Genomic DNA, 10,090 nt, shown 5'->3' on the forward strand with positions numbered 1-10,090 from the left:
AACCGATCAAGGAGCTGAGAACGCCGATATTATGATGAGCACACTGGAGACGATGAGGAAGCAGCAACAGGATTTCTTCATTCACGGGAAGGCGTATATTCTCCACAAGCTCTCTCAGAAAGGTGAATAGATACAAATTCTGTAGTCTGCTGGTAGCTCTGTGTGTTCACTGCAGCCGTATCGCCGGTTTCTAGCCCTCGTGCCGCTGGCCGTTGATGGTTGATGCAAGAATTTAAAATCTCCCGATAACTAGGGCTCTTCACCTTTGGTAGTAAGCGCAGGGAGGGATTTGAACCCTCGATCTCCCGATCTGCAGTCGGGGGCCTTACCGGACTCGACCACCTGCGCACTTTGCGATCCTTTCTCGTTTGATGAACATTGCCGGGGAAGGCATAAATACCTGTGCATATCAGCGGGCTCGCCGTGGCGCCGCGTCTTCCAATTCTTGTTCTCCAGCCAGATAAGGGGATTCATCAGCAGGGCGAACTCAACAGCAATCGCGACGTTATACCACGAGCCCGTGTACAGGGCGAAGCCGGTGAGCGCGAGCCTGAACCCATAATGCGCTGGATTCTTGAGATACCGGTACACCGATCCACTCACTAGCTAGCGAGCGGTACGTTATCCCAGGAAATTGATGCAGAGCGCTCGTTTCACGCCCAGCAACGAGAACGACCGGGCAGCCAGGATAATGCCGGTAAGAAGGTGAACGCGTGCGTACCGAACCAGCGGGATAATCTTCGAGCATCCCCTTGCAGACCTAATAAGATCGCCGCCTCCACGATGGTATCGGGCTCATAAGCCGTCAGTGAGAAGACATTGGCCGTGGCCTGGAGAGATCCACCGTCTTTGAACATTTTCAGTATAAGCAACTTTTTGGCCCCAACTCTTTTATCCCCCGATGCGTATGGAACTCTGTGGCGCAGACATCATGGAGGTGCTCACAGCGCCCGAAGAGGGGAAGGCTATGGACGATCTTTTTGGCGGTTTGCTCAACGCACAACGGATATTCGCAACTAAGGAGGTGCTGCGCCATAGCTATATCCCCGAGCGGCTCCCGCATCGCGAAGGGGAGATCCAGCGGTTGGCTGGTATCATGGCCGCAGGGTTACGCGAGGAGACGCCGTCGAACGTGCTGATCTACGGGCAGACGGGCACGGGCAAGACAGCGACGGTAAAGTACGTCAGCAAACAGCTGGAGGAAGCGGCGCAGAAGGTGGGCGCGCAGTGCTCGGTCGTGTACATCAACGGGGTCGTCTTTGACACCGCATATCGGGTCTTTGCCTATCTTGCCCGCACGTTCAATCGGCGGGTGCCCATGATCGGCTGGCCGACGGATATGGTCTACGCGGAATTCAAGAGCGGTCTTGATGCCGAGCAGCGCAGCCTGTTCATCATTCTGGATGAGGTGGATAAGCTGGTGAGCAAGGGTGACAATGTGCTGTACGTGCTCTCGCGCATCAACAGTGAGCTGTCCAGAGCGCGGGTAAGCTTGATCGGGATCTCCAATGACCTCACCTTCGCCGATTCCCTGGATCCGCGGATCAGATCATCACTGAGCGAGGAGGAGCTTATATTCGCGCCCTATAACGCTGAGCAGTTGCGCGATATTTTACATGAGCGTGCCGTGACCGCATTTGTGCCTTCGGTACTTGAACCATCCGTCATACTGCTTTGTGCCGCGCTCGCAGCGTCAGAAGACGGCGATGCGCGACGTGCGCTCGCTCTGCTCCGGGTCTCCGGCGAGATCGCTGAGCGTACCGGCGCACAGAAGGTCAGTGAAGAGCATGTGCGACTCGCGAGCGAGAAGTTAGAGATGAATCGACTCGTTGAGGTGGTCAAGACACTGCCGCTTCACTCCAAGATCGCGCTCAGCAGCGTGGTTGTTCTGAGCAGGGAGCGTAAGAAGCGCCGGTACACGAGCGGAGAAGTCTACCTGATGTACCGCAAATTATGTAACCATCTGGCAATTGACCCGCTGACACAGGCGCGCGTAACCGAATTCGTCTCGGAATTGGATATCTTAGGGCTGATCGAGACCACGTTGGTCAGCCGCGGCAGATACGGACGGACGAAGGAGATCTCGCTCAGTATCCCTGACGAGCTCGTGCAGCCCATCTTGCTTGAGGATTACAAGCTCAAAGAGCTCGCTAAACTGAAGATGAAAACGCAGGCAACACTGTAAGCTTGATAGCGATGGCGGCCACGTCAACTTGCGTTCGCGTTTATATAATTCCTGCTTCCATACCCGGGATGTCAACGTGACTGATCGCCGGTAGTCGCGGCGCTCGGTTTCGCAGTGCTCTGCCCGTTCCTCCGCCCCAAAGATCCGGGAAGCTTAATAAAACCGGCGCATTAGAAGATAATGGGGGCAGGTGAACGTGAAGCTCTTACCACCGACCGTTTTCTACGCGTTGTTACTCGTATCGATCGCATCACACTTCGCGGTTCCAATCATCACGCTGATTCGCCCGCCGTACAGCTTCCTGGGCGTGCCGATCATCATCTTCGGCGCCGGCCTTAACCTATGGGCCGACTCACTCTTCAAGAAGCGAAATACACCCGTGAAGCCAACGGAAATGCCCGTGTCTTTCGTGACCAACGGCCCGTTCCGCATCAGTCGTCATCCAATGTATCTCGGCATGGCGGCGATTTTATTGGGCGTTGCGGTCGTTCTGGGCTCAATACTGCCTTTAGCATTTCCGATTCTCTTTTTAGCGCTCATGGAGCGTCTGTTCATCCCGCGGGAGGAGGCAAATCTCGAACGAGCGTTTGGTGACGACTACCGGGCGTATAAGAAACGAGTGCGGCGGTGGATTTGATGCTTTTCCTCACCAGATCCCTTCCAGACATTCACGTGAACAACAGGCATTTTGTACCTCATGCTCTTTACTGGATACAGCGATCTATAATAGAGTATAATTAAGCTAGTGGCAACGGCTCTTAAGGGGGCAGTGGTGATGGAAGCGCTCGAAGCGATATTCACGAGACGGAGTGTGCGGCGATATACCGGTCAGGATGTGCCGGAAGAGCTCATTCAGAAGATACTTGCGGCAGCGATGAACGCGCCATCGGCAGGCAACGAACAGCCCTGGCACTTCATTGTGGTACGCAGGAAAGACCTGCTGGAAGCGGCCTCCCGCATCAGCCCCTACATGCCGATGGTAAAGGACGCGCCGGTCGCGATCCTGGTCTGCGGCGATCCGAGTCTGGAGAAGTTTCCGGGATTTTGGGTGGAGGATTGCTCTGCGGCGATCCAGAACATGCTTCTTGCCGCGCATGCACTGGGACTCGGCGCGGTGTGGACGGGCATCTACCCGCAGCAGGAGTACGTGGATGGTTTTAAGGCGCTCTTCAAGCTCCCTGAGCGGATCATCCCGCTGGGCCTGGTGCCTCTTGGCTACCCCGCGCACCCCTACCCCCGAAAGGACCGGTTCAACGCGGAGCGCATCCATTATAACGGCTGGTGACGAACTCAGCCCATGTAACTTAGATAGCTAGCTGATCTCGACGAGCTGGATCTCAAAGGTCAAATCCTTCCCTGCCAGCTCATGGTTCGCATCCAGCGTGACACTCGTCCCGGAGACCTCCGTCACCGTGACGATCATTCCGCTCTGTGTCCGTAATTTCTGACCGATTTCAGGCTCCATGCCTGCAGGCAGTTGATCACGAGGGATCACGAATACCCGTTCCTCGTAATAGGGGCCGTAGGCCTGATCCGCGGGAATGGTGACGGTTTTGGTCTCGCCCAGCTTCATGCCGATCACCGCCTGCTCAAAGCCGGGGATCATCTGGCCGTCGCCGAGGGTAAATTGTAGCGGGTCACGCCCGAGCGAGGAATCAAACACCGAGCCGTCTGCCAGGGTGCCTGTGTAGTGCACCTTCACCATGTCGCCGATCTTCGCTGTCTCTGCGATCCTTGCAGCGGGCTCTTCCGCCTCTTTCTCAGCGCAGCCGGCACAGAGCACTGCTATAATGACTGCGATTGTAATCACAACACCTGCAATTGCATTTCGCTTCATCTTCTCACCTTCTGTTACCTTGATCTAACGGCGGTATTTATAGCATGCCGTGTTTACTTACAACTATCTCGTTTAGGTTACGTTCGCAGAGCTGCGAGCGAGGTGGGGAATGACCATGGCGACAGAGCCTCGAACCACCAGCCGATGGCTGTACGTCTCGATTGTGTTGATAGTCCTGGTCATCGTCCAAGCAGGCCTCTTCTCTTTCCTTATGAACGCTTACCAGCGTGATCTTAATGAGCTGCAGGTGGATCTCGCGAGATTTGAGGACTCGATAGCGGGGCTCCGATCTGATCTCGATCAGCTCCGCGGCACCGATATGATCCCCCGGGCGCCGGGTTTAACGCTCGGTCAGATCTACGAGCTCTCGAAAGATTCCGTGGTACTGATCACCGCGAAGTCGTGGACCTTTGCGGGTTTGGCGCCGGTTTCGAGCGGCTCGGGATTCCTTTACGATACCCAGGGTCATATTATCACGAATCACCACGTGATCGAAGATGCGGCCGCGCTGGAGGTGACCTTCAGCGATGGCACCATTGTGCCGGCTGAGCTGGTAGGGGCTGATCCCTACAGTGATCTGGCGATTATTCGGGTGAACGACCCGCCAGATTTGCTCCATCCACTTCCGCTCGGGAAGTCGTCCCCGTTGCAGGTGGGTGAGTATATCATAGCGATCGGCAACCCCTTTGGCTTGAGCAATTCAGTGACCTTCGGTATCGTCAGTCAACTCGGTCGTGAGCTTGATGCACCGGGGGGGTTCAAGATCGTGGACATCATCCAGGTCGATGCCGCGATCAACCCCGGCAACTCGGGGGGGCCACTGATGAACATGCGCGGCGAAGTGGTCGGCGTGAACACCGCTATTATCGCCAATTCGGAAGGTGTGGGTTTTGCCATACCCGCTGACACGGTCACCCGCGAGGTTTCGCAGCTCATTGAAACGGGCACCTATCAACATCCCTGGATCGGCGTTTCCGCTGCGAATCTCGATCCTGTCATTGCCGCTGAGCTCGGACTGGAGATCACGAAAGGCACGATAATCGTCGCCGTAGTTGAGGGCGGTCCGGCTGAGGCCGCCGGCTTGAAGGGTGGTCAGACGGGCGATGTGATCGTGGGCGTGGATAACGTGACCGTGCGAAAGTTAATCGATGTCCTCGTGTATATCGAGCGGAACAAGAACCCGGGTGATATCGTGACGCTACAGATCATCCGCGAGGGGAGAGAACTCAGCGTTCCGGTGACGCTTGGGGTGCGGCCCGGGCCGTAAGGAACCTGCGCGCCATATCCATCGCCGTTTTGTTCAGTGGTTTACCAGAACGCCGGCACAGAGTGACTGCTGCTGTTTTGAGCGATTATTCTGACCTGTGTGCATAACAGAGCGTTTACAGGCGCTCAAATCTGCGTACCGCGGTTATCCCGCCGTGAACTACTGCGAAAAGCTTATATGCTCGCATTCCATTATCTAACACGTGGTGATTCTGATGGCTGAGGTCTCGCGAGCACCCTTGAACGGTTCGATTAGAAACAGTGAGATGGCATTAGCCGTTGAAACAGCGACGAAAACGCCGGAGCAGCTTCACGCCCGTGACCCGCTACCCGTTCCTGTAACCTTCCCTTTTGAATGGCGGCTTGGAGATGTCATGATAGCAACGATATTAAAAGCATCAGGAGCTGAACAGAACGTAGTGCAGAACGTGAACGAAGCGGCAAAGCAAAAGCCGGTAGTTTGTGCCATTTGTGGCAGTGCTCAAAGTGTTTGGTATCGGAAGGAATCGGGAACGGTAAGCCACGTTATATGCGAAGCTTGCGCTACCCGGTATGTGCATAAAGCGCGAGAACTGTCAGCTCGTCACTAACTATGCCGTTATTTAGCCAGTGTAAGTTAGATTATTTGTTCTGGTTTAGCTATCCGTAACACCCAGTGGCCGGGCGCGCGTTCACTCCGCGGATAGCCGCTTCATCTGCTCGATGAACGTATCGATATGAACCGCGGTAAGCGTTAGTATCTCCATTTTGCCGCTGGCTGTGAGATCGATGGCCACTTTCATGACCACTTCGTCGTTATCTGCTTTCAAGATATTCACGAAATCGTAGGGTCCAAAAAGCGCGTACTGGCTCAGGATATTCACGCCCAGCGACTCTACTCTTTTATTCACCGCATCGATACGCTCCGGGTTCTCCTTTACCACCTTCCGCCCCTTCTCCGTCAGTTTGGTCAACATTACGTAGACACCCATCTTTATCACCACTAAAAGAGATGCTTTGCGTTCGGATTTAAAGCTTTCGGCGCATCCATGGGCACGGGATAATAACGCGGGACTTGGACTTCACTACGAAGGAGCATCGACCGCTTCAACTTCAGATGCCGGGTTGTTTAAGAACCGCGGCTTGACATCAGGTTGCCGGTACGGTATCGAGCGCTGCGGAGATCTCGTCAAAGACCGCCTGTATTTCCGCCGTGCCGTCTACCGTAACCAGGACACCCTTCTGCCGGTAGTATTCGATCAGCGGCTGTGACTGCTTCTTATATACCGCCAATCGATTCAGCACCGCCGTTTCTTTATCATCCTCGCGCTGATACAGCTTACAACCACAGAGATCACAGATCCCTTCTTGCTCTGGCCGATTGAAGAGGATATGGTAGCTCGCGCCACAGGCACACATCCGCCTTCCCGAGATCCGCTTCAGCACTTCCACATCGGGCACCTCGATATTGACCACCACGTCCAATGTCTTCCCCAGCTCATTCAGGATCGTCTCCAGCACCTCTGCCTGCGGTATTGTTCTCGGATAACCGTCAAAGATACAGCCCGAGTCGCAATCCGGCTGCGCGAGCCGATCTTTGATGATGCCAATGAGCACCCCGTCCGGCACCAGTTCGCCCCGGTCCATGTACTTCTTCGCTTCGAGCCCCAGCGCGGTCTGACGCTTCAGATTCTCACGAAGAATATCGCCGGTTGAGACATGTGGTATCTCGTACTTCTCAGCCAGTTTTATTGCCTGGGTGCCTTTCCCTGAGCCCGGCGGGCCGAACAAAACGATGTTCATCTCCTCTACAACACCTCTGCTCGAAGAGAACCTGAAGGTTCTCAGCAGCACAGCAACGAGCGGTTCTAGAGAACACTCGGCGCTCAGAATATAAATAAGTGCGCGATGCAGCCTTCATAGTTCTTATTGCAGTTCGGCGATTTTAAAAAATTTTTATAGTAAAAAGTTTTAAAATATACCTGACGATGACACGGGAAGAGCTGCGATCCAGGGACGAACTGTATGTGCAACTACTGAAGCAGAAGAGGCCGCTGCTCGAGGAGTTCAAGGCAAAAGGGTTGCAGGCACAGGAGCGCGGTGAAGAGCTTTCCTACTCTGATTTCTGCCTGGAGAAGCTCACTGAAGTGGGCCTCGCGGGTGAGCAGCTGCTGCTGGCGATCTCTCTGATCGATCTGGGGATCGCGATCGGGCAGATACAGGTGCTCGTAGAGGTAGCCAAGGAACGCAGGATCACGCACGAGTATGTCATCGGGCTCCAGCCACCGATGGTTTCTGCGTGATGCACATGGCTTAAGTACAGGCGGACAACAAAAAAGGTATATGAGCATGTTTTCGAAGTTTCATGACCTGATTGCACGCATACGAACCAGGCAAGCGGCGGGTGAGGAATCGAAGGAAGATTCGGAAGCAGAATTCAGGAAGCGATTAAGCTCCGATGAGTATCATATCTTACGTGAGCGTGGCACCGAGCCGGCGTTCAGCGGGAAATACATGAAGATGAAAACACCCGGGACCTATCGGTGCAAAGCCTGTGGGAACCAGCTCTTTGACTCTGATACCAAATTCGACTCAGGGACCGGCTGGCCGAGCTTCTTCGCAGCGCTCGCTCATGCCGTAAAGCTGCGACCTGATAAACGCTTTGGCAGGGACCGCACAGAGGTACTCTGTAGTCAGTGCGGCAGCCACCTTGGACACGTCTTCGACGATGGGCCGGAGCCCACCGGGAAACGATACTGCATCAATTCGCTGGCACTGGACTTTACGGAGTCCCCGCAGTAGCTCAGGGCTCCTGCGTGAAGATGGCTTTGTAGTGCACGATGACATACTGGTTTTTGCGCTCGACCTTCCAGAACTCCCTGGAGACGTAAGTGCCAATCTTCGGCTTGATCAAGCATTGGACTCGAGAAAGGTGGATTCGGGGAGCGCATTCTTCACGGGTGCGTCGAAATGCCCGGACTATTTCGTGTAATTGTCTTACCATTCGATCAGCACCACCCGTGCCGGCGCGCCATCGCAGCCTTTAAGCTTCAGCGGTAACGCCACCATAGCGTACGCGCCCGGCTCGATGGCACGCAAATCCAGGGTCTCGATGATGAGCACGCCGTTTTCTGTCAGGAGTTTGTGCACGGGATATCCGTCACTCGTAAATGCCTCGATGGAGAGATAATCGATGCCTACCACCTTCACCCCGTTTTCCACCAGGAGCTCTGCAGCCGAAAAATCAAGTGCGACGTAATCCTCGTGGAACGTCCTGTCCGCAAGCAGCGCTGAATTCCGGGTCTTGAACAAAATCCGCTTATAGGTTCGCAGGTCCACGTCTCGCAGCTCAGCAGCCGTTATCAGATCCGCGGTCGCCACCCCGACGACCAGCGCCTCGCCGATCAGATCGTAGAGGCTCACTTCGTCTATGCCTTTTCCATGCGCCGTAAAGTGGCAGGGTGCGTCGATATGCGTGCCAATATGCGAGCTGCAGATCAGCCGTGAGCAGTTATACGCATCCCCACTTCTCAGCGCTTCCTCTTGCGTCAGCTCAACGCCAGTATCGTCTGGCCAGCATCGCATGCCCGGATAGATCGTGAGTGACAGGTCGTGAATCTTCAAGGTCTTCTCATCCTCCATGCTTTGAGATACACCGCTCGTATGGTTAAACCCTGTTGATAGCTGTTAAAAGCCCCGTTCTTGCTGAAGGTAGGCGAAAACGCAAGACTTAACTATCTACGTGAATAATAGCTTTTAGGGAGGTGAAGGTGATATGATCGGCATTTTTAGCCTGTTACTGGTACTCATTGGTATCGTCTTTCTGGGCGTGCTCGTCGGGATATGGCGCTATAAAAGCAAATGGTCAACCACGAAAAGGCTGGTAATCACGCTCATCTGTGCAGTGAGCTTACTGGCGGTGCTCTATGCAGCATTCGGATTGCTCCTGATAGTCTCAGACAGAGCCGTGTATTCAGCCAGCGGTAAAAATCTGGGTGATATTGATTACGAAACGGTTATTTCCAATGCCCACGAGGCGGGCTATACCGTCGATGGGCCGTATTATGTGAATGTGGAACCAGAAGAAGCTGGCGGGTTGCACCCGCCGGGTATCAAAGAACTCGATGAACTCTTGGGTGAGGAATATAGGATACGTTTGGTGACATTTTACTATGCCGAGGACACCTTTTTCGAGACCACCCTACCGGGAGTGTATGAAGGCAAAACGAGCATAGCATTCTTCAATAGGAGCCGCCCTGATCCCTATTTCGCACCGTTCGAGCTACAGCATCTACCAAGCGATGAATGGGTTATTGAAACGTTTGCATTACTGTTCGACCTCACTGAATCGAAAGCGCAGAACTATCTCGCACAACTTAAGGACTCTGTCGCTGAACAAGAGACAACGAGCCCAACGATCATGATAGAAGAGCACCCTAACCTCACTGCGGTATATGAGCATTTTAAGGAAACAAGCAGTAACGCAACCCTTTCACTTCCTGTTGGTGAAGGATGGACACGGCAGACATTTTATAGACAGGGAAACCAGATCGGTGCTTTGGTCTACATTGTCCCGAATATGAGAATAATGCACCAGGATTCGGGGCATACGTACACCATTACCATCGACCAGCTCGGTGGCGTAAAGCTTGAGATCGAACTGGATGCAGGTGAGCAAATCCCGGAAGAGGAATATAGAATAGGTATTTGTTTAGCTCTGTAGACAGAGCTCCTGTGTGAGTAACGTTTGCAGCTCGTTGTAGATGTCCTTTCCTTGCAATCGCCATGTTGCGACGAGGGAAGCGATGTACTGGTAATACTCC

The 10,090-nt window shown here is 54.1% G+C and carries 11 protein-coding genes, 1 tRNA gene and 1 pseudogene; 7 read left to right on the plus strand and 6 right to left on the minus strand.

The window, feature by feature from the left end:
• Positions 1-274: 274 nt before the first annotated feature.
• Positions 275-348, minus strand: a tRNA-Cys gene (locus ENN68_10010).
• A 111-nt stretch (positions 349-459) separates the two neighbouring features.
• Positions 460-603: pseudogene (locus ENN68_10015) on the minus strand (hypothetical protein).
• A gap of 328 nt (positions 604-931) precedes the next feature.
• Between ENN68_10015 and ENN68_10020 the strand changes: the two are divergent.
• The 3 genes from ENN68_10020 to ENN68_10030 all read left to right on the plus strand — a co-directional run bounded on the left by ENN68_10020 (position 932) and on the right by ENN68_10030 (position 3,470).
• Entirely contained in the window at positions 932-2,185 is a 1,254-nt protein-coding gene (locus ENN68_10020) for an ORC1-type DNA replication protein (protein ID HDS46388.1), read from the plus strand.
• 190 nt (positions 2,186-2,375) lie between these two features.
• The gene (locus tag ENN68_10025; GenBank protein ID HDS46389.1) at positions 2,376-2,822 is read left to right on the plus strand and encodes an isoprenylcysteine carboxylmethyltransferase family protein; all 447 of its coding nucleotides are present in this window, start codon (positions 2,376-2,378) and stop codon (positions 2,820-2,822) included.
• 138 nt (positions 2,823-2,960) lie between these two features.
• The gene (locus ENN68_10030) at positions 2,961-3,470 is read left to right on the plus strand and encodes a nitroreductase family protein (GenBank protein ID HDS46390.1); all 510 of its coding nucleotides are present in this window, start codon (positions 2,961-2,963) and stop codon (positions 3,468-3,470) included.
• Positions 3,471-3,497: 27 nt separating this feature from the next.
• Here the strand turns inward: ENN68_10030 and ENN68_10035 are convergent, their stop codons facing one another.
• Positions 3,498-4,022, minus strand: coding sequence for a peptidylprolyl isomerase (locus ENN68_10035; GenBank protein ID HDS46391.1), 525 nt, complete (start codon positions 4,020-4,022; stop codon positions 3,498-3,500).
• A gap of 109 nt (positions 4,023-4,131) precedes the next feature.
• Between ENN68_10035 and ENN68_10040 the strand changes: the two genes are divergently transcribed.
• A complete protein-coding gene (locus ENN68_10040; protein HDS46392.1) occupies positions 4,132-5,289 on the plus strand; it encodes a PDZ domain-containing protein in 1,158 nt (385 codons plus the stop codon).
• A gap of 670 nt (positions 5,290-5,959) precedes the next feature.
• Here the strand turns inward: ENN68_10040 and ENN68_10045 are convergent.
• Both ENN68_10045 and ENN68_10050 read right to left on the minus strand, forming a co-directional pair.
• Positions 5,960-6,259, minus strand: coding sequence for a GYD domain-containing protein (locus tag ENN68_10045; protein HDS46393.1), 300 nt, complete (start codon positions 6,257-6,259; stop codon positions 5,960-5,962).
• A gap of 157 nt (positions 6,260-6,416) precedes the next feature.
• Entirely contained in the window at positions 6,417-7,070 is a 654-nt protein-coding gene (locus ENN68_10050) for an adenylate kinase (protein ID HDS46394.1), read from the minus strand.
• A gap of 185 nt (positions 7,071-7,255) precedes the next feature.
• Here ENN68_10050 and ENN68_10055 point away from each other — a divergent pair, with 185 nt between their 5' ends.
• Together ENN68_10055 and msrB are read left to right on the plus strand one after the other, a co-directional pair.
• The gene (locus ENN68_10055; protein HDS46395.1) at positions 7,256-7,570 is read left to right on the plus strand and encodes a hypothetical protein; all 315 of its coding nucleotides are present in this window, start codon (positions 7,256-7,258) and stop codon (positions 7,568-7,570) included.
• 46 nt (positions 7,571-7,616) lie between these two features.
• Positions 7,617-8,069: a peptide-methionine (R)-S-oxide reductase gene (gene msrB / locus ENN68_10060; GenBank protein ID HDS46396.1), complete on the plus strand. Its 453-nt coding sequence runs from the start codon at positions 7,617-7,619 to the stop codon at positions 8,067-8,069.
• Between the two features lie 195 nt (positions 8,070-8,264).
• On the opposite strand, the gene ENN68_10065 is transcribed toward msrB, so the two are convergent.
• The gene (locus ENN68_10065; GenBank protein ID HDS46397.1) at positions 8,265-8,891 is read right to left on the minus strand and encodes a cyclase family protein; all 627 of its coding nucleotides are present in this window, start codon (positions 8,889-8,891) and stop codon (positions 8,265-8,267) included.
• 151 nt (positions 8,892-9,042) lie between these two features.
• Here ENN68_10065 and ENN68_10070 point away from each other — a divergent pair, with 151 nt between their 5' ends.
• Positions 9,043-9,990 carry a hypothetical protein gene (locus tag ENN68_10070; GenBank protein ID HDS46398.1) on the plus strand — a complete coding sequence of 316 codons (948 nt, stop codon included), beginning with the start codon at positions 9,043-9,045 and terminating at the stop codon, positions 9,988-9,990.
• The last annotated feature ends 100 nt before the right edge of the window (positions 9,991-10,090 follow it).

Source organism: Methanomicrobia archaeon, from assembly GCA_011049045.1.
Lineage (GTDB): Archaea > Halobacteriota > Syntropharchaeia > Alkanophagales > Methanospirareceae > JACGMN01.

Excerpts from the sequence above, each read along its gene's own strand:
- ENN68_10040 (HDS46392.1), top strand. The coding sequence starts at position 4,132 with ATGACCATGGCGACAGAGCCTCGAACCACCAGCCGATGGCTGTACGTC.
- ENN68_10070 (HDS46398.1), top strand. The coding sequence starts at position 9,043 with ATGATCGGCATTTTTAGCCTGTTACTGGTACTCATTGGTATCGTCTTT.
- ENN68_10035 (HDS46391.1), bottom strand. The coding sequence starts at position 4,022 with ATGAAGCGAAATGCAATTGCAGGTGTTGTGATTACAATCGCAGTCATT.
- ENN68_10030 (HDS46390.1), top strand. The coding sequence starts at position 2,961 with ATGGAAGCGCTCGAAGCGATATTCACGAGACGGAGTGTGCGGCGATAT.
- msrB (HDS46396.1), top strand. The coding sequence starts at position 7,617 with ATGTTTTCGAAGTTTCATGACCTGATTGCACGCATACGAACCAGGCAA.
- ENN68_10020 (HDS46388.1), top strand. The coding sequence starts at position 932 with ATGGAGGTGCTCACAGCGCCCGAAGAGGGGAAGGCTATGGACGATCTT.
- ENN68_10045 (HDS46393.1), bottom strand. The coding sequence starts at position 6,259 with ATGGGTGTCTACGTAATGTTGACCAAACTGACGGAGAAGGGGCGGAAG.
- ENN68_10050 (HDS46394.1), bottom strand. The coding sequence starts at position 7,070 with ATGAACATCGTTTTGTTCGGCCCGCCGGGCTCAGGGAAAGGCACCCAG.
- ENN68_10055 (HDS46395.1), top strand. The coding sequence starts at position 7,256 with ATGACACGGGAAGAGCTGCGATCCAGGGACGAACTGTATGTGCAACTA.